Source organism: Streptomyces sp. NPDC051555, assembly GCF_044454405.1.
GTDB lineage: Bacteria > Actinomycetota > Actinomycetes > Streptomycetales > Streptomycetaceae > Streptomyces.
The window spans coordinates 255,636-277,662 of the sequence record NZ_JBITDP010000007.1; the positions used below are offsets into that span (position 1 = coordinate 255,636).

17 protein-coding genes are annotated in these 22,027 nt (G+C 70.5%); 4 read left to right on the plus strand and 13 right to left on the minus strand.

What is annotated here, in order from left to right; all coding sequences use genetic code 11:
* Positions 1–210: 210 nt before the first annotated feature.
* Positions 211–1,524, minus strand: coding sequence for a DUF4192 domain-containing protein (locus tag ACIBEA_RS17655; protein ID WP_399261793.1), 1,314 nt, complete (start codon positions 1,522–1,524; stop codon positions 211–213).
* 111 nt (positions 1,525–1,635) lie between these two features.
* Between ACIBEA_RS17655 and ACIBEA_RS17660 the strand changes: the two genes are divergently transcribed.
* Positions 1,636–3,795: a RecQ family ATP-dependent DNA helicase gene (locus ACIBEA_RS17660; RefSeq protein WP_399261795.1), complete on the plus strand. Its 2,160-nt coding sequence runs from the start codon at positions 1,636–1,638 to the stop codon at positions 3,793–3,795.
* A 216-nt stretch (positions 3,796–4,011) separates the two neighbouring features.
* Entirely contained in the window at positions 4,012–4,641 is a 630-nt protein-coding gene (locus ACIBEA_RS17665) for a hypothetical protein (RefSeq protein WP_399261797.1), read from the plus strand.
* A 154-nt stretch (positions 4,642–4,795) separates the two neighbouring features.
* Here the strand turns inward: ACIBEA_RS17665 and ACIBEA_RS17670 are convergent, their stop codons facing one another.
* From ACIBEA_RS17670 to ACIBEA_RS17680, 3 genes are read right to left on the minus strand one after another with little or no spacing between them, the layout of a single operon-like run.
* A complete protein-coding gene (locus tag ACIBEA_RS17670; protein ID WP_399261799.1) occupies positions 4,796–5,527 on the minus strand; it encodes a hypothetical protein in 732 nt (243 codons plus the stop codon).
* 8 nt (positions 5,528–5,535) lie between these two features.
* Positions 5,536–6,246 (minus strand): ribonuclease HII, encoded by a 711-nt coding sequence (locus ACIBEA_RS17675; protein ID WP_399261801.1) that lies wholly within the window; start codon positions 6,244–6,246, stop codon positions 5,536–5,538.
* 57 nt (positions 6,247–6,303) lie between these two features.
* Positions 6,304–6,906, minus strand: coding sequence for a TetR/AcrR family transcriptional regulator (locus ACIBEA_RS17680; RefSeq protein ID WP_399261953.1), 603 nt, complete (start codon positions 6,904–6,906; stop codon positions 6,304–6,306).
* A 141-nt stretch (positions 6,907–7,047) separates the two neighbouring features.
* Between ACIBEA_RS17680 and ACIBEA_RS17685 the strand changes: the two genes are divergently transcribed.
* The gene (locus ACIBEA_RS17685; protein ID WP_399261803.1) at positions 7,048–8,601 is read left to right on the plus strand and encodes an MFS transporter; all 1,554 of its coding nucleotides are present in this window, start codon (positions 7,048–7,050) and stop codon (positions 8,599–8,601) included.
* 87 nt (positions 8,602–8,688) lie between these two features.
* On the opposite strand, the gene ACIBEA_RS17690 is transcribed toward ACIBEA_RS17685, so the two are convergent.
* The 6 genes from ACIBEA_RS17690 to ACIBEA_RS17715 all read right to left on the minus strand — a co-directional run bounded on the left by ACIBEA_RS17690 (position 8,689) and on the right by ACIBEA_RS17715 (position 14,541).
* Complete coding sequence (locus tag ACIBEA_RS17690; protein WP_399261805.1) at positions 8,689–10,338, minus strand: DUF4153 domain-containing protein; 1,650 nt, start codon at positions 10,336–10,338, stop codon at positions 8,689–8,691.
* Positions 10,339–10,555: 217 nt separating this feature from the next.
* Positions 10,556–11,467 (minus strand): ADP-ribosylglycohydrolase family protein, encoded by a 912-nt coding sequence (locus ACIBEA_RS17695; RefSeq protein WP_399261807.1) that lies wholly within the window; start codon positions 11,465–11,467, stop codon positions 10,556–10,558.
* An 11-nt stretch (positions 11,468–11,478) separates the two neighbouring features.
* Positions 11,479–12,138, minus strand: a complete 660-nt coding sequence (locus ACIBEA_RS17700) for a histidine phosphatase family protein (protein ID WP_399261809.1) — start codon at positions 12,136–12,138, stop codon at positions 11,479–11,481.
* A 106-nt stretch (positions 12,139–12,244) separates the two neighbouring features.
* Complete coding sequence (locus tag ACIBEA_RS17705) at positions 12,245–12,850, minus strand: YdbC family protein (RefSeq protein WP_354381392.1); 606 nt, start codon at positions 12,848–12,850, stop codon at positions 12,245–12,247.
* Positions 12,851–12,883: 33 nt separating this feature from the next.
* A complete protein-coding gene (locus ACIBEA_RS17710) occupies positions 12,884–13,714 on the minus strand; it encodes an arylamine N-acetyltransferase (protein WP_399261811.1) in 831 nt (276 codons plus the stop codon).
* 134 nt (positions 13,715–13,848) lie between these two features.
* Positions 13,849–14,541 (minus strand): DUF6215 domain-containing protein, encoded by a 693-nt coding sequence (locus ACIBEA_RS17715; protein WP_399261813.1) that lies wholly within the window; start codon positions 14,539–14,541, stop codon positions 13,849–13,851.
* Positions 14,542–15,080: 539 nt separating this feature from the next.
* On the opposite strand from ACIBEA_RS17715, the gene ACIBEA_RS17720 reads away from it, so the two are divergent.
* The gene (locus tag ACIBEA_RS17720; RefSeq protein WP_399261815.1) at positions 15,081–17,615 is read left to right on the plus strand and encodes a TIR domain-containing protein; all 2,535 of its coding nucleotides are present in this window, start codon (positions 15,081–15,083) and stop codon (positions 17,613–17,615) included.
* A gap of 5 nt (positions 17,616–17,620) precedes the next feature.
* On the opposite strand, the gene ACIBEA_RS17725 is transcribed toward ACIBEA_RS17720, so the two are convergent.
* From ACIBEA_RS17725 to nrdR, 3 genes are all read right to left on the minus strand, one after another.
* Positions 17,621–18,166 carry an NUDIX domain-containing protein gene (locus tag ACIBEA_RS17725; protein WP_399261817.1) on the minus strand — a complete coding sequence of 182 codons (546 nt, stop codon included), beginning with the start codon at positions 18,164–18,166 and terminating at the stop codon, positions 17,621–17,623.
* Between the two features lie 205 nt (positions 18,167–18,371).
* Positions 18,372–21,260, minus strand: coding sequence for a vitamin B12-dependent ribonucleotide reductase (locus ACIBEA_RS17730; RefSeq protein WP_399261819.1), 2,889 nt, complete (start codon positions 21,258–21,260; stop codon positions 18,372–18,374).
* A 117-nt stretch (positions 21,261–21,377) separates the two neighbouring features.
* Positions 21,378–21,890, minus strand: a complete 513-nt coding sequence (gene nrdR, locus ACIBEA_RS17735) for a transcriptional regulator NrdR (RefSeq protein ID WP_354381388.1) — start codon at positions 21,888–21,890, stop codon at positions 21,378–21,380.
* Positions 21,891–22,027 lie beyond the last annotated feature (137 nt).

Sequence of the window (22,027 nt, forward strand, 5' to 3'; positions counted from 1 at the left end):
CACAGCTGAACGCCCTCACCCCCGCCCGGGACACGGGCCGAGGGGGCGGCTGCCCCCGTGTGACGCCTCTTCGGGGGCGCAGCCCGGCGCTCACCGCGCTGATCCAGCGGTGCGCCGCGCGTCGCGCCACCGCCGTGTACGGCACTGCGCGAACCACCTCGCGCACCGCCCCGTGCAGGGCTCCTCGCCGCCGCGCGCCACGGTGGCGGTTCACTGCTCGCTCCCCGCCCTGCTGCGCGGGGCCCGGCGGCCGGCCCGGGGCCGGCCGGGCGGCCGCGTGACGGCGGTGGCCCGCTTGCGGCGCGGCTCGCGCCGTCCCCGTTCGGCGCGCAGGCACTCCCGCAGCCCTTCCGGGTCGATGCCTTCGTTGCAGGCGTGGTGGAGCAGTTGGGCGAAGCGGTAGTCGGCATCGGCGCGCAGCGCCAACCCGAGCGCGATGCGGGCGGTCGGCTCGTCCCCGGTCGACCACGAGACCCAGCCCGCCAGAGTCAGCGGGGCGGCCGCGTGCTCGCGGTAGGCGCCGACGCAGCGGCGGGCGAGCGCGCGCCACAGACGCAGCGCGGGGGCCGCCTCCTCGTCCTCCATCCACTCCGCGGCGATGTCCCTGACCTCACGGTCCTGGAGGCCGAGGATGAGGGAGGCCGCCTCACCGTGTCCGAGGAGCGCGTCGTCCCAGTCCTCGGCGCAGGGCCCGCCGTCGGCGGGCGGGGCGAGGGCGAGCCGCCGCATCAGCGTCCGCGCCAGTTCCAGGGTGTCCGCGCCCACCTCCTCCCGGGTGGCTCCGTCGAGAATCTTCGGCACGAGGGCCGTGGCGGCCAGGTCCAGGGCCCGCTCCTGCTCGTCGGCGAACGACCCGCGCAGCGGTGCCAGGCGGCCCTCGATCTCCTGGAGCGAACCCCGCACCCGGAGTCCGGCGTAGGTCGCGGCCGCCGCCATGACGGAGGTGCCCGGCGCGGTCAGGGAGGTGCCCTCGGCCGGGCAGCACCGCGCGTCGGGGCAGCAGTAGGACCAGTACCGGCCGGCGGACACGCACAGCGCCTCCAGCACGGGCACGTCGAGTGCCCCGCAGGCGATGCGGATGCGCTGGGCGAGCGGGCGCAGCCGCGTCATGACGCGCTGCCCGCTCTCCTCGTCCCGCGGGTCCTGGCACAGGAAGACCACGATGCTGTCGGGCTTCGCACCGCGGCGCTCGCTGCCGTGCACCAGGCAGTCGGCGACCTGGCGGGCGGTGTCCTCCCACTCCCCCGGGTCGGCGGGGATGCCGACCCTCAATCGGCCTCCGAAGCGGCCGCCCTCGCCGTGCAGGGCGACCATGACGAGGGAGTCGGTCGGGTGGAAGCCGAGCAGGTAGGGCAGCGCGTCCGCCAGCTCGGCGGGACTGCGCAGGGTGATCTGCGATTCGGTGGCCGCCGCCGGGCCGGCCGACCCGGCGGGGAGCACCGCGTGGTTGATGGATGGCTTGCGGGCCGCCGCCTTGCGGGGCTCGCTACCGGACGGGTCGCGTGGTTCCTGGTTCTTCGTCATGGCTCGAAGGTCCCGTGCACGGCCGGATCGGGAAACCCCTGTGGATAACTTTATCCACAGGCCCAGGAGCGTCATTGGCGCGATGTCACAGGCATCGGGTTGCATGGGGGCATGAACCCTGACCTGAGGTCTTCCGCCGATTCCGTACTCGCCCGCCTCGTCGGCGATCCGACGGGCACCGCTCGGCTGCGCGAGGACCAGTGGCGGGCCATCGAAGCCCTGGTCGCGCACAAGCGCCGGGCACTGGTGGTCCAGCGCACGGGCTGGGGCAAGTCCGCCGTGTACTTCGTCGCGACCTCGCTGTTGCGGGCGAGCGGGGCCGGACCCACCGTGATCGTCTCGCCGCTGCTGGCGCTGATGCGCAACCAGGTCGAAGCCGCCGCCCGTGCCGGGATCCGCGCCCGCACCATCAATTCCGCCAATCCCGAGGAGTGGGAGGGGATCCAGGCCGAGGTCGCCGCGGGTGAGGTGGACGTCCTGTTGGTGAGTCCGGAGCGGCTCAACAACCCCGACTTCCGCGACCAGGTCCTCCCCAAGCTGTCCGCCGCCACCGGGCTCCTGGTGGTGGACGAGGCGCACTGCATCTCGGACTGGGGGCACGACTTCCGGCCCGACTACCGGCGCCTGCGCACGATGCTCGCGGACCTGCCGCCCGGTGTCCCGGTGCTCGCGACGACGGCCACGGCCAACGCCCGGGTGACCGCTGACGTGGCCGAGCAACTCGGCACCGGGGCGGGCACGGACGCCCTGGTGCTGCGCGGCCCGCTGGACCGGGAGAGCCTGAGCCTGGCCGTTCTGGAGCTGCCCGACGCCGCGCACCGGCTGGCCTGGCTCGCCGACCACCTGGGCGATCTGCCGGGTTCCGGGATCATCTACACGCTGACCGTGGCCGCCGCCGAGGAGGTGACGGCGTACCTCCGGCACCGGGGGCACACCGTGTCCTCCTACACGGGCAAGACGGAGAACGCGGACCGCGAGCAGGCCGAGAACGACCTCCAGGCCAACCGGGTCAAGGCCCTGGTGGCGACCTCGGCCCTGGGGATGGGCTTCGACAAGCCCGACCTCGGCTTCGTGGTGCACCTGGGATCGCCCTCGTCGCCGATCGCCTACTACCAGCAGGTCGGTCGCGCCGGCCGCGGGGTGGAGCACGCCGAGGTGCTGCTGCTCCCGGGCCGCGAGGACGAGGCGATCTGGCAGTACTTCGCGTCCGTGGCCTTCCCGCCGGAGGAGCAGGTCCGCCGCACCTTGGACGTGCTGGCCCAGGCGGGGCGGCCGCTGTCGCTGCCCGCCCTGGAGCCCCTGGTCGACCTGCGCCGGACCCGGCTGGAGAGCATGCTCAAGGTCCTCGACGTGGACGGCGCGGTGCACCGGGTGAAGGGTGGCTGGACCGCGACGGGCGAGCCGTGGACCTACGACGCGGAGCGGTACGCGTGGGTGGCCCGCCAGCGCTCCGCCGAGCAGCAGGCGATGCGCGACTACGCGGCGTCCACCGGCTGCAGGATGGAGTTCCTGCGGCGCCAGCTGGACGACGAGGGGGCCGCCCCCTGCGGCCGCTGCGACAACTGTGCGGGCGCCCGCTTCACCGTGGAGGTGTCCTCGAAGGCGCTGGACACCGCGCGGGGCGAGCTGGGGCGCCCGGGCGTGGAGTTGGACCCGCGCAAGATGTGGCCGACCGGTCTGGTGGCCGTCGGGGTGGACCTCAAGGGGCGCATCCCCGCGGGCGAGCAGGCCTCGACGGGCCGGGCCCTCGGCCGGCTCTCCGACATCGGGTGGGGCAACCGGCTGCGCCCGATGCTGGCGCCGCAGACGGCCGACCAACCGATTCCGGACGATGTCGCCCAGGCCGTGGTGGCCGTGCTCGCCGACTGGGCGCGGGGACCGGGCGGCTGGGCTTCCGGGGCGTCGGGCGCGCCCGCGCGGCCCGTGGGCGTGGTCTCACTGCCCTCGCGGAGCAAGCCCCTGCTGATCGGTTCGCTGGCCGCGCGGATCGCCGAGGTCGGGCGGATGCCCCTGCTCGGATCGCTCGAGTACACCGACCAGGTACCGGAGTTCGGGCTGCCCTCCTCCAACAGCGCCCAGCGCGTGCGGGGACTCCACCAGGCCTTGACCGTCCCCCCGGCGCTCGCTGCGAAGCTCGAGGAGGCCCCCGGCCCGGTACTCCTCGTGGACGATCGCGCGGAGAGCGGATGGACCCTCGCCGTCGCGGCCCGACTGCTCCGGCGGGCCGGCGCGAAGGAGGTGTTTCCGCTGGTACTGGCCGTCCAGCCGTGACCGGATGCGTCATCGTCGGCGTGGCGGGGCAAGGATATGAGCGGCATACCAGCCAATTACGGTCCGCGGCGGCAATTGCTCGTTGCCGCATGCTCACGGGCCGCGCGAGAATTGTCGTGTTCCCGCTCGGCCCGTCGGCACTCTTGAGGGCCGCCCTGTGGCGCGCCCGCACTCCAACCGCGCCCATCGACAGCGCGCGTACCCGAAGGGAGGACCGTGACCTTCGGATTCGCCCCGCCCACGACCACCTCGTCGACCATCGCAACCGGCGGCGCCAGCCGCCACAGCAGACTGTTGGAAGCCGATGAGTGGACCGCCGCCGGGATCCCCCTGCTGCGCAATCCGCGCGAGATCGTCAGCGGACTGCACTCCCGGCACAGCCCCGTGCCCTCGACCGCGGTGATCGCCGTACTCGGACCCGAGGAACGATTGGTGGCCAGCGCCTCGTTCGTCCAGCGCGCCGGCTCGGCGGACGGCTGGGAATACCGCAACGCGCTGTTGGCGCGGCTGCGCCGGGTACTACCGCACGACCTGCGCAGACGGACTCCGGTGCGCACGGCGGTGCTGCTCTACTGTCGCGACGGCGACGAACGGTGGACCGAAGAGGACGGGGCCTGGATGTGGGGGTTGCGGGACGCCTGCACCCTGCACGGGCTGCGCTGCGGCGCGTACATCACCCTCACCCAGGGCGGCTGGCAGGTCCTCGGTGAAGGTCGGGGCGGTCGGCGGCCCAGTGCGGACTCCCGGCCGCTGCGCATCGGCGAGATCGTGCCGGATCCGACTCCGCTGCCCCTGCGCTCCGGTGGGGGCGCGGCCGAGGTCCTGCGCCGTACCGCGGCCCGCTGAAACACCGAGGCGCGACGCGGCAGGGCACGGCACTGAGCAGCTCGGAACGGCCGTGGGCCCCGCGGCGCGAGGGCTCGTGGGCCCTCGCGCCGCGGGGTCCAGCGGGGCCGACCGACGGCCCGCCCCGCTGTTCGCCCACGGTGGGTGCGGGACGTCAGACGCCCGCGCCCAGAACCGAGTTGGTCAGCTCCGCGTCGCCGCACACGACCAGCAGCGCACCGGCACGCGCGAGCGCGGCCGGCAGGGCCGCCACGATCGCGTCGACCGGTCCGCCGTTGACGGCGAAGACCACGACGGGGCGGGTGTCGGCGCGCTGCACCTGCGCCGCGTCCGCGTAGAAGACGTCGTCCTGGTGGCCCTGCTGGGCCCAGTACGCGCTCTCGCCGAAGGACAGCTCGTGCGCTGCCCACGGGTGCGGGTCGCCGCTGGTGAGCACCAGGATGTCGCCCGGCGCACGGCCGGTGTCGAGCAGCAGGTCCACGGCCTCTTCGGCCGCGTCCAACGCGCCCTCGGCCGAGGCCGGGATCAGCTGGATCTGCGGCACCGCGGCGGAGACCGACGGTGCGGTGGGGGCCGCGGGCGCGGCCGGGGTGACGGACGGGGTTCCGGGGGTCGCCTGCTGCGGCACGCGCGGGGCGGGCGCAGCGGGCCTGGGGGTACCGCCCGCGTGGCTTGCCACTGCGGGGGAGGGACCGGGACGCCCGGGCCGAGGTACGGCGACGGGACGCGGACCAGGTACGGGGCGGGGGGTCTGCGCGGTGCGGCTCGCGGCCGGCGTGACGCGGGGACCCTGGGCACTCTCGTGAATCTGAGGCTCCTCGTGGGTGAGAGGCGTGAGTTGACATTTTTCAAACACCGGTGCGAAAGGTACCGGTGGGCCGCACATGAGTGCGATCAGAATTCGAAGCCGAGCTGGCCTCCGTTTTCCAGTTCGAGCGATTCCTCGCTGCGCCGCACCTTCTTGAGGTGACGCCACTGCGGCAGCGCGTCGAGGTAGGACCACGAGAGCCGGTGGTACGCGGTCGGCCCCCGCTCCTCCAGCGCCGCCCGGTGCACGGGCGAGGGATATCCGGCGTTGGAGCCGAAGGCGAAGTCCTCGATGCCGTCACCCGGTCGACCGAGTTCGGCCATCATCCGGTCGCGCCACACCTTGGCGATGACCGAGGCCGCGGCGACGGCGACGCAGGACTGGTCGCCCTTGATCACCGTCCGGACCCGCCAGGGCGGGCCGAGGTAGTCGTGCTTGCCGTCGAGGATCACCGCGTCGGGCCGCACCGGCAGCGCCTCCAGGGCGCGCACCGCGGCGAGCCGCAGCGCGGCGGTCATCCCGAGCTCGTCGATCTCCTCCGGGGAGGCGTGCCCGAGGGCGTGCGCCGTCACCCAGTCCTCCAGAACGACGGCGAGCCGGTCGCGGCGCTTGGGGGTGATCAGTTTGGAGTCGGTGAGGCCTTCGGGCGGGCGACGCAGACCGGTGACGGCCGCGCACACGGTGACGGGCCCGGCCCAGGCGCCTCGTCCGACTTCGTCGACCCCGGCTACGACCTTGGCGCCGGTGGTTGCGCGGAGGGAGCGTTCGACGGTGTGTGTGGGTGCTTCGTACGGCATGGCGCCAGCAAGGTTACGCCGCCCGGCGCCGCCTGCACACCCCGGGCCGGCCCTGGCTCACACAGTGAGCAGCGGCACCAGCACCTGGTCGATCATTTCCCGAATGTCCTGGTCCCCCCATTCGCTCCCGCACACCTTCGATCGGTACATCATGATGGCCGGAATGACATCGGCGATGAACTCTCCGGTGGCGTCCGACCGGACGTCACCCCTTGCGATTCCACGCCGCACGAGGTCCTCGAAGAGCCGACGTGAGGGCTCGGTCAATCCGGTCCTGATCAGCTCATGGAAGCGATCGGCGCTCGCAGCGTCGCATTCGTGAAGAACAGAGCGAAGAGCGGTTCCGGCGCGAGAACTCATCGCGTCCCGCATCCCCCGACACAGCACGCCGAGGTCCTCACGGATGGACCCGTGGTCCGGGATCTCGCCGAGCGGCGGAAGTCCGGCCCGCAGCACGTCGGCGACCAGGTCCGCCTTCGAGGGCCAGCGCCGGTAGACGGCGGCCTTGCCCGTACGGGCCCGCGCGGCGACCCCTTCCATCGTGAGCCCGTTCCAACCGACGGTGCTCAACTGCTCCAGGGCCGCGTCGAGGATCGCCGAGTCCAGCTCCGGCCCCCGCCTGCGGCCCTGCGGCTCCGCCGACCAGCGCGAACCCACCACCGTCGCCACCTCCACCCGGCCCACGCACCGGTCGCACACGTTTTCAGCCTTAGTGAACGCTTGCGTTCACTAGATCGCAGCTCCTACCGTGGACCCGCAGTGAACGAATGCGTTCACTATTTCACTTTGGGGGGATCCTCAGTGACAAGTCCGCAACTCGCCAAGCCTCGGATACCGGGCGCCGCCCACCGCGAGGGGCGGCCCGGAGTGGCACTGGCCGTCATCGCGGCGTGCCAGCTCATGGTGGTCCTCGACGCCACCATCGTGAACATCGCCCTCCCGCACATCCAGGACGCCCTGTCCTTCTCCACCACAGACCTCTCCTGGGTGCTGAGCTCCTACACCCTGACCTTCGGCGGCCTGCTGCTGCTCGGCGGCCGGGCCGGCGACATCCTGGGCCGGCGCCGTGTGTTCATGGCCGGAATCCTGCTCTTCACCCTGGCTTCCCTGCTCGGCGGCTTCGCCCAGGAACCCTGGCAGCTCCTGGCCGCCCGCGCCCTCCAGGGCGTCGGCGGAGCCATCGCCTCCCCCACCGCGCTCGCCCTGATCACCACGACCTTCGCCGAAGGGCCCGAGCGCAACCGGGCCTTCGGAGTGTTCGCCGCCGTTTCCGCGGGCGGCGGCGCCATCGGCCTGCTCACCGGCGGCATGCTCACCGAGTGGCTCAACTGGCGCTGGGTGCTCTTCGTCAACGTCCCCATCGGCGTGCTGATCGCGGTCCTCGCCCCGCTGTACATCACCGAATCCGAACGCCACCCCGGCCGCTTCGACCTCGCGGGTGCGCTCACCTCCACAGGCGGCATGGCCTCGCTCGTCTACGGCTTCATCCGGGCCTCCGAGAACGGCTGGCGCGACGCTCTGACCCTCGGCTCCTTCGCCACCGCCGTCATCCTGCTCGCCCTCTTCGCCCTCGTCGAGTCCCGGGCGCGCGAGCCGATCACCCCGCTGCGGATGTTCGCCGACCGCAACCGCGCCGGCACCTACCTGATCATGCTCAGCCTCGCCGCGGCGATGTTCGGGATGTTCTTCTTCATCGTGCAGTTCGTGCAGAACGTCCTGGACTTCAGCCCGATCAGGTCCGGCTTCGCCTTCCTGCCGGTGACCGTCGCGATCGTCACCGCCGCCGGTCTCTCCCAGCGCCTCCTGCCGCGCTTCGGGCCCAAGCCCTTCATGGTCCTCGGCTCCACTCTGGTCGGCTGCGGTCTGGCCTGGCTGACCCTCATCCGCACGGATTCCTCGTACGTGTCCGGCGTGCTCGGCCCGATGCTGCTCTTCGGCTTCGGCATGGGCCTCAACTTCGTCACCCTCACCCTGACCGCGGTCTCCGGAGTGGCCCCCAAGGAGGCGGGCGCGGCGTCCGGACTGCTCAACGCCAGCCAGCAGGTCGGCGGCTCGCTCGGCCTCTCCATCCTGGTCACCGTCTTCGGCACCGCGAGCCGCACCGAGGCCGAGAAGCAGGTCCCGGACTTCATGGCCCACGCCGACCCCGGTCAGCTGGCCGCGTTCAAGGAGACCGGCCGCCTCCCCGGGGCCTGGGGGCACGAGGTGCTGGCCCAGGGCATCTCCACGGCGTTCATCGCCGCCGTCGCCATGGCGGCCCTCGCCCTGCTCTCGGCGACGCTGGTGATCCGGGTGCGCAAGAGCGACCTGGAAGCCCTCAACGGCGCGGCCGCGGAGGCCGGCCCGGCAGCCTGAGCCCGCCCCCGGCGGGGGACCGTACGCATCCCGTCGCGCGTACGGTCCCCAGCGGGTCGGCCACCGGCTGGCGGATCGGCTCGCGGATCAGCCGGCGGACCGGGACGAGAACGTCCGCAGCGCCGCGCACGTCTCGTACGACGCCTTCACCGGACGCTCCCGCAGGATCTCCCGGGCCCTGCGGTCACCCAGGCTCATCGCGTACCAGGGGACCTCGCCCGCATCGGCCAGGTCGTCGTTGATCCCGCGGAGCGCGCAGGAACGCTGGGGTTCGGGCAGCCGGTCCAGCGCCGGGACGGCGTCCGCGGAGAGCGACTGGAAGTAGGCGAGGTCGATCTTGTGCTGCTTCTCGAATCGACTCACGTTGCTCTCCGCGATCATCCCGTCCGGCGACAGCAGGCCGAAGGCCAGTACGGTCACCCCCGCGCTCGCCATCACGGCCCTGGGCAGCCACCGCGCGCCGAAGATGCCGGCCGCGACGATCAGTGCGATCACCACCCCGAGCCACAGCTCCATCGTGACGACCGAGACCCGCAGCCGGGTCAACCCGAAGGCGTCCACGTAGAAGTCCATGCGGCGCACCGCGGAAGCGACGACCACCAGGGTGAGCAGGCACAGCACACCCAGCACGCCGCGCACGAGCCGCCGGTCCCCGGGACCCGAACGCGGAGCCCAACGCAGCGCGAGGGCGATCACGATCAGCGTGAGCACGGTGGCCCACAACAGCTGCCAGAAGCCCTGTCGGGCGTACTCGGCGGGGAGCAGGCCCGTGCGCTCCTTCACCTTGTCGTAGCCGCCGAGGAGGACGGCGAGCTGGACGCCGATGAAGCCGGCGAAGAGCAGGTTGAGCAGTACCAGCGGAAGGGCCCACTCCACCCGGGAGCGAGGCTTCCCCGCGGCCACCGCGACCCGGTCCCAGCGCAGCGGCGCCCCGGCCGCGCGGGCGGCCGCGAGCGCCACGAGCACACCCAGCGCGAAGAGCAGCACCCGCACCGGACCGTCCCCGGCGGACACCTCGGGGACCAACCCGCCGAGGACATCGGCGAAAGCCGCGTCGGCGGACGCGAACAGTGCGCCGAAGACCACCAGCAGGGCGAGCCCCACGCCCGCTGCCTTCACAACGGGCCACCAGTTCCGGCGGTTCCCGCTGCGGCGCGCCATCAGCCCCTGCCACGCCCACCCGATCCCCGTCGGCGCCGCTTCGAGGAAGCCGAGCGGGCTGAGCAGCACCCCGAGCCAGGTCCGGCTGCCGAAGAGGGCGAGGGCGCCGAGCCCGATCGCGGCCAGGATCGCCAGGGTGGAGGGCCAGGCCGATTCCCGCAGCGCCGGTACGACGAGCAGCGCGAGGCTGCCGACCGCCCACACCAGGGTCCAGGGGCGCGGCCGTCGCCCCGCGGCGCGCGCGGCGACGCCGGCCGCGGCGACGGCGGGTACGGCGGCGATCAACAGCCCGGGACCGACCCCGTCACCGAGCAGCAGGGCCGCGGCGACACCGCTCACCAGGGCGGCGATCAGGGTGCCGGTGCGGATCGGCGCCAAATCGGCGGGCCGCAGCGCCCTGGCCCAACCGTTGTTCCTGGCCTGCTTCCTGGCCAGACGCTCCGCTTGGCGGGCGGCTTGCTGCGCCTCCCAGTACCGCTGGCGTTCCCAGTGCTGCGCCGCCCTGGCCTGCTGCACGGTCGGCGGCGCTGTGGCCCCTTCGGCCCCTTCGGCCCTGCCGGCGTTGTTCTCTGTCATTGGATCCCCTCCCGACAACCGCCCGCCGAGCACTGGGCGCGGACGGCGAAGCGGTCAGAGTAGGGGCCTGACGTGCGCTTTCAGCCGATCGAGGGGTCGCCTGTGGCAGGACCGTGACAATCCTCAACGGCCCGGCAAAGAGCCGGATTTACCGACTCCGCGCCGGTTTCGCACCACTTCCTGCGCCGCGTACCTGCGCCGCGTACCTGCGTCGCGCTCAGAGCGCCGCGGCTTCCGGGAGCCAGGCGGGCAGGGCTTCGGTCCGTGCCAGCCAGTCCGCCGGCAGGTTCTCGTCGCCGCGCGCGCCCAGTACCCCGCCGACGATGGCGCAGGTCGTGTCCACGTCACCGCCGACCTGCGCGGTCGTCCAGAAGGCCTGCTCGTAGTCGTGCAACGAGCGAGCGGCCGACCACAGGGCGAAGGGCACGGTGTCGTGGGCGCTGGTGCGGCGCCCGCAGCCCAGCACCGCCGCGACGGTGGTGGCGTCGGCGTAGTCCAGCATGCCGCGCGCACGGCGCAGACCGGCGCCGACCGCGCTGCGCGGCACCAGCGCGATCACCCCGTCCAACAGGTCTCCGGGCGTCGGCGGTCCCGCCGGCGCCGCCGCCAGCGCTGCCGCCGCGGCGACCGCCATCGCCCCGCACACGGCCTCGCGGTGCTGGTGGGTGGTGTAGGCGGAGATCTCCGCCTGGTGGGTCGCCTGCTCCGGGTCGTCTGCGTACCAGGCGCCGAGCGGGGCGATGCGCATCGCGGCGCCGTTGCCCCACGAGCCCTGCCCGTTGAAGAGGGCCGAGGACAGCTCGCGCCAGTCCTGGCCCTCGCGCACGAGCCGCAGCATGCGGTTGACCGCGGGCCCGTAGCCACGGTCGAAGTCGTGGTGCACGGCGAAGGAGGTGGCCAGCGCGTCCTGGTCGATCCGCCCGTGCGCGGCGAGGACGGCGGCGACCGAGCAGGCCATCTCGGTGTCATCGGTCCACTGCCAGGGCCCGGACGGCAGCTCGCGCCTCTTGAGCAGCGGGTAGTTGACGGGGACGAAGAACTGGGAGCCCAGCGCGTCACCCAGCGCCAGCCCGCGGAGGCTGGCCAAGGCGCGTGCGTAGCGCCGGTCGGAAGCGGGTTCAGGGGTCATCGCGGGTCACTCTAGCCGTCCAGGTCGTAGGGCTCGGGTGTGGTCCACCGTTCAAATGGGCGGTCCATCCGGTAGCGGCCGTCGTCCCCCAGCCGCAGGACCCGGAAGTCGCCGTTCGGGGGGTTGGACAGGCACTCGAACTCGGCCACCGACCAGTGGAACCAGCGCATGCAGAACAACCGCATGGTCAGCCCGTGGGTCACCAGCAGCACGTTGGGCGGATGGTCCGGGGCCTCGAAGCTGCGGTAGAGGCTCTCCAGGAAGGATCCGACCCGGTCGTAGACGTCGGCCCCCGACTCGCCCTGCGCGAAGCGGTAGAAGAAGTGCCCGTAGGCGTCCCGGTAGGCCTTCTGGAGCCGCACGTCGTCGCGGTCCTGCCAGTTGCCCCAGTCCTGCTCGCGCAGCCTCGGTTCCTCCCGCACCCGCACCCGGCCCGGGTCGAGCTTCAGGTCGCGGAAGGTCTGCAGGGTGCGCCGGTAGGGCGAGAGGTACGCGCTGATCGGCTCGTCGCCGAAGAGGGCCCGCAGCCGCTCGCCCGTGGCGGCGGCCTGCTCGTGCCCGGTGCGGGTCATCCGCAGGGCGTGGTCGGGCTCCCGTTCGTACACCGAGTCGTCGGCATTGCCCTCCGATTCCCCGTGCCTGACGAGGACGATGCGCCGCGGTCGTGCCATTCCATGACCCTAATCCGGCCATCGCCGTCGGACGAGCAGAGCGCGCCGGTCACGCATGTGGTCCTGGCGACATTCCTAAGGTCACACCGTCATACGGGCACCGGGCTCAGACTGTCCACGACGGTTCCAGGTCGACGACGTCGCCGGTCAGCGCCTCGACGTCGGCCTCGGTCTGCGCCCGCAGGGAGAGCCGCTCGACCCGCTCCTGGCGGTACTTGCCGTGCTCGGCCGCCGCGTGCCACATGGACAGCACCAGGAATTCCCGCCCGGGGGCCTCTCCGAAGAGTCCGCGCAGCATCCCGGGCGAGCCCGCCATGGCCGGATTCCACACCTTCTCCTGCATGAGCGCGAAGTGCTCGGTCCGCCCCTCCCGCACCCGGCAGTGCGCCACGCGCACCACGTCGGCGTCGGTGAAGCGCGGTTCGAACCCGGTCTTCACGTCGAAGCGGTGGTCGAAGAGGGTGACCCGGGGGTTGGTGTAGGTGCCGTGCTGGGCCGCGGCCAGCCGGTCGTACGAGCGCGCCATGAAGGAGTCGTAGAAGGAACGGCTCTCCCAGAACGCGAAGACGTGCGCGACGCCTTGCCGGCCCCGGCTCCAGCCGCCGCCCTGCCCCCGGAATCCGGGTTCACCCGGCAGCCCCGCCCATTTGCGCTGCCCCCGTTCGAACCCGCGTCGGTCCGTCACCGTGCAGCGAATCCACTTGACCAGCACCGCGCCATCGTACGGTGCCCGGCGCGGCCCGGGTCAGTACTCGGCCCGGTAGATCCGTACCAGTTCGCCCGCGTCCCGATCGGACAGCCGGATCCCGAACTCCCGGTCGAGGAGTGCGGTCAGCTCGTCGGGCGCGACCGGGTGGCGCTCCGCCCGCCCGTCGGGGTGGAGCGTCGTGAACTCGCCCCGGACGAGGGAGAGCCGGTGGACGGCTCCCGGCACCCCGGGCCGGTGGACGACGAGCTGCCCGATGAAGGCGGACCGGGGGTGGGAGGAGCTGTAGTGGTTCATCAGGACGTAGTCGACCGGGTGGGTCGGCTGCGGGCCGAAGGCGTACAGGTCCCGCCAGGCACCCTCGCGCAGGAAGGTCAGGACGAGCACGCCGTCGGCCTCCTCGCGCACGGCGTACGACCACTCCCCCTGGGACACCACGGTGCCCGGTCGGCCCAGCGGGACGGGCTCGCGCGGCCCTTGGAGGCCGAACCCGGCGTCGCACAGCCAGGGTTCACCGTCCACGGTGACGACGAGGACGGCATGGGTGACGGGTAGGAGCGCGTCACCGCGGGTCCTGTTGCGCGCGCCGCGCCCGGCGACGGTGAAACCGATCCGCTCCAGGGCGGCGGCGAGCAGCGTGTTCTGCTCGTAGCAGTACCCGCCGCGGCGGCTGCGCACGAGCTTGTCCTCGATGCTCTTGACGTCGAGCGCGATGGGGTGGCCGAGCAGGACGTCGAGGCTCTCGAAGGGGATGGCGGCGGTGTGGGCCCGATGCACCCCGAACAACGTGTCGAGGTCCGGCTGGAGTTCCCCCGCGTACCCGATCCGCGCCAGATAGGCGTCCAGATCCAGTTCGTCACCGCTCCACATGTCTCCCCCGCCCCTCGGTCCGAAGGCGCCCGTCCGGTACGCCCCCACACACACGATGCCACTGGCGCCACAGCTGACCACCCCTGCCCCGTCCCCGCCGCCACCGGGTCGGCCGGGGCCCGGCGCACGTACGGTCAGGTCGCGCTCCACCCCGGGACCGTCGGAAGCAGCTGCTCCGCGAGACGGAGCAGCATCGGATCGTCGGGCAGCTGCCCGTCCTGCCGCCAGACGACGAGCTCGAAGGAGCCGCCGCTGTCCTTGCCGTCCCTGGCGACCAACAGGGTGCGGGCCATGACCCCGGGAGCCGCACTGCTCTTGCCGCCGCCCAGGTTGAAGCTGAGGGACAACGTCCGGTCGGAGGAGAAGACCGCCGAGTGCCCCAGCACGGTCTGCTTCTGCACGCTGCTGCCGAGGACTTCGGCCAGTTGGGCCACCTGCATCCGGTCCCCGGACGAGGAGAGCTTCACGTGGTGGGTCTTCAGCTCGACGTCCGCCGAGGGGCTGACCTTCTTGGTGCCGTCGGAGCGCTCGATCACGCCGTCGTTGCCCCAGGCGGTCACCGGCTGCTCGCCCGGCGTTCCGAGCAGCACGGCCAGGTCGGGCCGGTTCAGTGCCGCGCACATCTGCGCGCCGGAGACCTGCGGCGCCGCGGGCGCGGCGCTCCGCGAAGGCGAACAGACGGCCGGCTTGTTCGCGTCGGCCGTGTTCCCGGCAGCGTTCTGCACGCTCCACAGGACACCCACGAGTCCCCCGACCACCACCACGGCAGCCACTGCCTGAGCCCCCGCGCTCATGCCCTTCTTGGATCCGGCACTGTCCTCGACCATGTCCCCCGCGTCCCCCACCTCGACGTTCGCGCCAGTTGCGCGCCGGTGGATCCTAACCGGTGATCGTTTCCCGGGAAACAGAAGAAATACCGTCCAGTAACTCGGTGCGGAAAAACGCCGAGGGCGGTCCAGGTGGGTCTCCATTTCGAGCAACCTCCGCGGTGCCCTTCCCTCGTCCGATCGCGCGAAGGCTCGTTCGAAGCCCGTACCTAGGCAGGCTCGGTGACATACGCGCCGTCGTCGTCATGATCCGGTTCCTACCCCCACAATCCGCAGTACGGCCTCCCTGCCCCGATGGCTGATCTAGCATCTGACGGATCGACACCCGCTGGGGGGCACATGCGGCCGAAGCAGCTGAACGTCAAGACCACCGTTCCGTTCCTGGGGGAATTCGGTGGCGAGTGGGGGCCCGGCGACACCGGGCGCAAAGCGAGAGCGCGGGTTGCGGAGCTGATCGGGCCACCGATAGCCGTCCCCAACCAAGCTCCGCGAGCGTCCGACCCGTCCCAGCCTCCCACCCCGAAAGGACCGGCTGCTCCGTGATCAAGGCGTTCTTCTCCTACTCCACCCAGGACGCCGCCTTCGTACGCGAAGTGGCGTCCGAGATCGGCCGCGCGTTTGCCACGATCGACTACCGGTCGTTCCGTGCCGGTGGCGATCTTTTGAGCTCCATCGATGAGGCCCTCAAGGAATCAGCGGCCTTCGTCCTCTTCCTCAGCAAGGCCGCCCTGGCCTCCCCCTGGGTGGGGCACGAGATCCGTGAGGCACGGTTCCAGGCAGCGATGGGGCGGATCAAGAACGTCCTGGTGGTCCGCCTGGACCCGCACATTGCGCCCGCGGATCTGCCGGAGTGGCTGAACCGCACCAAGCACATCACGACGATCGCGGCGAAGCCTGCCGCACGTAGGATCAGAAGCCTCATCGACGATGTGGTGCGTCAGGGCCAGAGCCCCCGCTTCGTCGGCCGGGCCGCCGAGATCGCTGCGCTTCAAGACGTGTACTCCGCGCCGGAACCGGGTGCGGAGAGCCAGGTTGCCTGCGTGACGGGGCTTCCCCGCATCGGCCGGCGCTCCACGTTGACGAAGATGGTCCGCGAGTCGCTGGACCTGGAGACCCTCCTGGTCATCGACGTGGAACCGGGTGACACGGTGCAGGCCCTCGCCGCGAAGGTCTCCGCACTGGTCGATCCTTCGGAGACCCCCGAGGAGTCCTTGACACGCACCAGGGAGATCACGGCACTCGGCAACGATGAGGCCCTTGCGCATACGCTGGGCAAGTTCCAGGAAATCTGCCAGTACCACCAGATGCCTGTGCTCCACGATGAGGGCGGGCTCCTGGACAACGACGGAGACATCGCGCCCTACATCCTCGACCTGATCGAGTCGCTGAGCCAGTACCCGGACATCGTCACCGCGTTGCTCACGAACAGGCGACCCTCGCCGGACCGCTTCAATGCGCGGAAGATGCGCCCTCTCGGCGTGGTCCAACTCCGACCCCTGGAAGATGCGGACATCAGCCGTCTCGTGGGCCTCATGGCGAAGGCCCATCAGATCACCTTGGCCCCCGCGACCGTCAGAGAGGTCACCGCGGCGGTCCGCGGCTACCCGCCCTCCGTCACCTTCGCACTCGAACTGATCACGGTCTATGGGCCTGACCTCGGTATCCGCGGCAGGATGCTCTCGGATTTCGGTGCGTCACCACTGACCAGCTACCTCAAGCAGAACAAGTTCAGCAGCCTGGAGCAGAAGATCCTACGCGTCATGGCTGCGAACAGCCCACTGCCGCTCTCCGTCCTGCAGGAGGCGACCAGTACCTCGGAGGACGGAATTGACAAAGCCCTGATCCATCTCATCGACGTCTCTTTGATCGTCCCTACCGCCGGTGGCTGGTACGGAGTGTCCGGGCCCGCCGTCGACGCGATCCGCCGCGAGTTCGGCGCCTGCAGCAAAGCCGAGTACGGGGCAGTCGCGACGCGGCTCGACAAGTTCTTGGCGCGGTCAGAGGCGGGGACCGATTACTTGGCCCTGCAACGCACTCTGTTCCGCGCCATGGACAAGGCCGGACAGCAATCGACTCCCCGAGCGTACGCGCTGCTCACCGACCGGGTACGGCTGGCCGAGCAGTACTACCACGAGCAGGAATATCAACGCGCAGTGGACATGGCGACCGATGCACTCGACTCCGGTCCTGGGATCCATCAGGCCCGGGCGACACTCATTCGCGCCCATGTGAAGCTCGGCGAGTACGTGGAGGCGGGCGAGCACATCACGGAGCTCAAGAAGCGTGGCCAGATGCGCGACGCCTTCTTCCTCACCGGCTTCCTGGAGCGGCACAGGGGTCAGCACCGAGTGGCTCTGAGCTTCTATCAGAAGGCACTCGACAATGGACGCGGAGGCATGGCGATCCACCGTGAGATGGCGGACTGCTGTCTGCGTCTGGGCGACCTGTCTCGCGCCGACGAGCACATCTCGCGAGCGGAGGAGAAGCAGCCCGACAACCGGTACGTCGTGGATTTGAAAATCCAAATCGCGTGCAGGCTGGGCGACCGGGACACGGCGCTCTCGCTGCTCGTGCGTTTGGCCGACATCGACCGCGCCGAGATGGTCAGCCACCGCACGTCACGCGTGGAGTACCTCTGCGGCGTCATGGAAACCGCCTATGAATTCGCTCAAAAGGCGGTGGAGAAGTCTGACAACGTACGCTTCGAGGTACTGGCCAACTACGTGCTCTGCGCGCTGCGCACCTCGCGCTTCGGCGAGGCAAGCGCGGCCCTGGACCAGCTCGACCGCAAGTTCAGCAAGCAGCGCCGCGACATTCGTACCGGCCTCAGAGCGCGGCTGAGCATTGCCCAACAGGACTACCAGACCGCGTACGAATACACGGAGCGGTTCATCAGCCCCGAGCGTCCCGTTCACCTCCTGATCCGGCGGGACGCCCTGCGGGGAATGCTCGATCGGACCGCGCTCGCCCCGCAGCTGCGCGCCGATCTCAAGGCAGAGCTGAAGCGGTGCGAGGATCGGCTCGCCGGCCGTGAGGAGGACTTCGACCTGGACACGCGGAGCGACCTGGGCTGACGGGTTCACGGACCCCGGTCCAGGGCCAGCATCATCACCAGGGCCGCGCTGGCCGCACACCGCAGGCGCCCGTCCCGTACCGCGAAAACCGCCTCATTCAAGGTGACGCGGCGGACCACCAAGTCCGCCTCCTCAGGCTCAGGAGCGGCACGGGACCAGGCGGGATCGATCGTGCTCCACAAGTGGACCTGGGCGGGCGTGAGCCCGGGCAAGGCGCGGAGCGAGCCCCTGTCGTACCACCGCCCGTCGCGATAGCCGGTCTCTTCGACCAGTTCCCGCTCGGCAGCCTTGCGGCTGCTGCGGTCCGCCGGATCCATTGACCCTCCCGGCAGCTGCCACATCGGCCCGGTGAGGTAGTGGAACTGCTCGACGACGAGAAGGGCCCCGTTGACCAACGCGCCCACCCGCACCTGATCCGGCACCTGCACCCAGTCGTACGTGCCCCGCATTCCGTGCGGAAGTGTGACCTCGTCGCGATAGGCGGTGAGACGTGGTGTCGCACACAGCGGCACCCGGCTGTGACGGACCCAAGGTCCTCGTCGCTCGGTCATGACGGAAATCCTGCCGGAGATTCACCAGTTCGGAATCGACTTGCCGCGATGGTACGCGCTGACTGCCCGGGCGGACCGTTCTGACGGAGTGGTTCCCCGATGCCAGAGGGGGCACCGACCAATGGTCGGGGCCCCCTCTCATGTGCACATCAGCGCCCTCTGCACGAGGTGCTCAACTGTGTCTCGGACGCGATTCCGTCCGGTATCAGCTGCAACCGCTGGTCGAGCCGCAGCCCTCGCAGATGTAGCAGGACCCGGCGCGCTGCATCTTCGTCCCGCAGGAGAAGCAGAGCGGTGCGTCGGCGCTCACGCCGAGCTGCATCTCCACCAGTTCCGCGTTCGAGTGCGCCTGCTTGGGGGCGGGCACCTCCACGATCGCGACCGGCTTCGGGGCGGCGGGGACGACGGTGAGCGGGGCCGCCGGAGTCAGGGACTCCGTGTCCAGCTCCTCTTCGAGCGGCTCGTACGAACCGGTGTCGAGGTGACGCTGACGCTCTTCGGCGGAGTGGATGCCGAGGGCGGAGCGGGTCTCGAAGGGCAGGAAGTCGAGCGCCACGCGGCGGAAGATGTAGTCGACGATCGACTGCGCCATCCGCACGTCCGGGTCGTCCGTCATGCCGGCCGGCTCGAAGCGCATGTTCGTGAACTTCGCGACGTACGTCTCCAGCGGGACGCCGTACTGCAGGCCGACCGAGACCGCGATGGAGAAGGCGTCCATCATGCCCGCGAGGGTGGAACCCTGCTTGGACATCTTCAGGAAGACCTCGCCCAGACCGTCGTCCGGGTAGGAGTTGGCCGTCATGTACCCCTCGGCGCCACCGACCGTGAAGGAGGTGGTGATGCCCGGGCGGCCCTTGGGCAGGCGCTTGCGGACCGGGCGGTACTCGATGACCTTCTCGACCGCCGTGCGGATGGTCTCCTCGGCCTTCTCGGTGACCTCGACCTTCTCCGCTTCCTTCTTCTTCGCGGAGAGGGGCTGGCCGACCTTGCAGTTGTCGCGGTAGATCGCGAGCGCCTTGACGCCGAGCTTCCAGGCCTCGAAGTAGATCTCCTCGATCTCTTCGACGGTCGCCGTCTCCGGCATGTTGACCGTCTTGGAGATCGCGCCGGAGATCCACGGCTGGATCGCGGCCATCATCCGGACGTGGCCCATCGCGGAGATGGAACGCTCGCCCATCGCGCAGTCGAAGACCGGGTAGTGCTCGACCTTGAGGCCCGGGGCGTCGACGACCACGCCGTGTTCGGCGATGTGGGCGACGATGGCCTCGATCTGCTCCTCCTGGTAGCCCAGGCGGCGCAGGGCCTGCGGAACGGTGCCGTTGACGATCTGCATCGAGCCGCCGCCGACGAGCTTCTTGAACTTGACCAGGGCCAGGTCCGGCTCGACGCCCGTGGTGTCACAGGACATCGCGAGACCGATGGTGCCGGTCGGCGCGAGCACGGAGGCCTGCGCGTTGCGGAAGCCGTTCTTCTCGCCGAGGCGCAGGACGTCCTGCCAGGCCTCGGTGGCAGCGGCCCAGATCACGTTGTCGAGGTCCGCGGTGCGCGGCGCGACGGCGTTGGCGTCGGAGTGCTGCCTCATGACGCGCTTGTGCGACTCGGCGTTGCGGGCGTAGCCGTCGTACGGGCCCACGATCGCGGCGAGCTCGGCGGAACGCTTGTACGCGGTACCGGTCATCAGCGAGGTGATCGAGGCGGCGAGGGTGCGGCCGCCGTCCGAGTCGTACGCGTGGCCGGTGGCCATCAGCAGGGCGCCGAGGTTGGCGTAGCCGATGCCCAGCTGGCGGAAGGCGCGGGTGTTCTCGCCGATCTTCTGCGTCGGGAAGTCCGCGAAGCAGATGGAGATGTCCATCGCCGTGATGACCAGCTCGACGACCTTGGAGAAGCGCTCGGCGTCGAAGGACTGGTTGCCCTTGCCGTCGTCGTTCAGGAACTTCATCAGGTTGAGCGAGGCGAGGTTGCAGGACGTGTTGTCCAGGTGCATGTACTCGCTGCACGGGTTCGACGCGGTGATGCGGCCGGACTCGGGGCAGGTGTGCCAGTTGTTGATCACACCGTCGTACTGGATGCCCGGGTCGGCGCAGGCCCACGCGGCCTCGGCCAGCTTGCGGAAGAGCGCCTTGGCGTCGACCTTCTCGATGACCTCGCCGGTCATGCGGGCACGCAGGCCGAACTCGGTGCCGTTCTCGACGGCCGTCATGAACTCGTCGTTCACACGGACGGAGTTGTTGGCGTTCTGGTACTGGACGGACGTGATGTCGTCGCCGCCCAGGTCCATGTCGAAGCCCGCGTCGCGCAGGGCGCGGATCTTCTCCTCTTCCTTCACCTTGGTCGCGATGAAGTCCTCGACGTCCGGGTGGTCCACGTCCAGGACGACCATCTTGGCCGCGCGACGGGTGGCGCCGCCCGACTTGATCGTTCCGGCGGACGCGTCGGCGCCGCGCATGAAGGAGACCGGACCGGAGGCGTTGCCGCCGGAGGAGAGCAGCTCCTTGGAGGAGCGGATGCGGGAGAGGTTCAGGCCGGCGCCGGAGCCGCCCTTGAAGATCATGCCCTCTTCCTTGTACCAGTCGAGGATCGACTCCATGGAGTCGTCGACGGCCAGGATGAAGCAGGCGGAGACCTGCTGCGGCTGGGGGGTGCCGACGTTGAACCACACCGGCGAGTTGAAGCTGAAGATCTGGTGCAGGAGCGCGTAGGTCAGCTCGTGCTCGAAGATCTCGGCGTCGGCGGGCGAGGAGAAGTAGTCGAAGTCCTCGCCGGCCTTCGTGTAGGTCTTCACGATCCGGTCGATCAGCTGCTTGAGACCGGTCTCGCGCTGCGGGGTGCCGACGGCCCCGCGGAAGTACTTACTGGTGACGATGTTGACCGCGTTCACCGACCAGAAGTCGGGGAACTCGACGCCACGCTGCTCGAAATTGACCGAGCCGTCGCGCCAGTTGGTCATGACGACGTCACGACGTTCCCAGGACACCTCGTCGTACGGGTGCACGCCGGGGGTCGTGTGGATGCGCTCGATCCGAAGGCCGCTCTTGGCCGCCTTGGTTCCCTTGGTGCGGGAACCTCGCGCCGAGCCGCTCGCCGTCTCTGTCATGCCGCCTCCCATATGCGGGCGAAACGCCCTAATGTGCCAGCGAAATTCCCCGGCACGGTTTTGACTGTGATCTACGTACATGGCCTGGCTGATCCCGGCCGCATCGCGGCCGCCCGGTCAGTCGGCGGCGGAGGCGGGCACGGGGACCGCGGAGGTCCCACCGGGCTCGCACTCTTGGGTGTGAGTCCGCCGGTCACGGAGTTCCGTGATGGCGGCCTCGAAGTCTTCGAGGGAGTTGAACGCCTTGTAGACGGACGCGAACCGGAGGTACGCGACCAGGTCCAGCTCCTGCAACGGGCCGAGTATGGCCAGACCCACGTCATGGGTGGTCAGCTCGGCACTACCGGTGGCGCGCAGCGCTTCCTCGACCCGCTGGCCGAGCTTGGCGAGGGCGTCCTCGGTGACGGGTCGTCCCTGGCAGGCCTTGCGGACGCCGGAGATGACCTTGGTGCGACTGAAGGGCTCGGTGACCCCACTGCGCTTGATCACCATCAGTGACGCGGTCTCGACCGTGGTGAAACGACGAGAGCAGTCCGGACACTGACGGCGCCTGCGGATCGACGTCCCGTCGTCCGTGGTGCGACTGTCGACGACGCGGCTGTCGGGATGCCTGCAGAAGGGGCAGTGCAAAGCTCCGGACCCTTCTTCTCGGCACGACTGAACAACCTCCCGAAAGGCCCGCGCAGCAACAGCTGACCACAGAGACAGGGCTCTGTCAGGGGCTCGGGAAGCAGCCACCAGCATATGCGATGTCGGGCCGCGCAGCA

What these genes read in the sequence shown, in the direction of transcription:
- ACIBEA_RS17655 (WP_399261793.1), bottom strand. Translation starts at nt 1,524, where the DNA reads ATGACGAAGAACCAGGAACCACGCGACCCGTCCGGTAGCGAGCCCCGC.
- ACIBEA_RS17660 (WP_399261795.1), top strand. Translation starts at nt 1,636, where the DNA reads ATGAACCCTGACCTGAGGTCTTCCGCCGATTCCGTACTCGCCCGCCTC.
- ACIBEA_RS17670 (WP_399261799.1), bottom strand. Translation starts at nt 5,527, where the DNA reads ATGTGCGGCCCACCGGTACCTTTCGCACCGGTGTTTGAAAAATGTCAA.
- ACIBEA_RS17675 (WP_399261801.1), bottom strand. Translation starts at nt 6,246, where the DNA reads ATGCCGTACGAAGCACCCACACACACCGTCGAACGCTCCCTCCGCGCA.
- ACIBEA_RS17690 (WP_399261805.1), bottom strand. Translation starts at nt 10,338, where the DNA reads ATGACAGAGAACAACGCCGGCAGGGCCGAAGGGGCCGAAGGGGCCACA.
- ACIBEA_RS17695 (WP_399261807.1), bottom strand. Translation starts at nt 11,467, where the DNA reads ATGACCCCTGAACCCGCTTCCGACCGGCGCTACGCACGCGCCTTGGCC.
- ACIBEA_RS17700 (WP_399261809.1), bottom strand. Translation starts at nt 12,138, where the DNA reads ATGGCACGACCGCGGCGCATCGTCCTCGTCAGGCACGGGGAATCGGAG.
- ACIBEA_RS17710 (WP_399261811.1), bottom strand. Translation starts at nt 13,714, where the DNA reads ATGTGGAGCGGTGACGAACTGGATCTGGACGCCTATCTGGCGCGGATC.
- ACIBEA_RS17715 (WP_399261813.1), bottom strand. Translation starts at nt 14,541, where the DNA reads ATGGTCGAGGACAGTGCCGGATCCAAGAAGGGCATGAGCGCGGGGGCT.
- ACIBEA_RS17725 (WP_399261817.1), bottom strand. Translation starts at nt 18,166, where the DNA reads ATGACCGAGCGACGAGGACCTTGGGTCCGTCACAGCCGGGTGCCGCTG.
- ACIBEA_RS17730 (WP_399261819.1), bottom strand. Translation starts at nt 21,260, where the DNA reads ATGACAGAGACGGCGAGCGGCTCGGCGCGAGGTTCCCGCACCAAGGGA.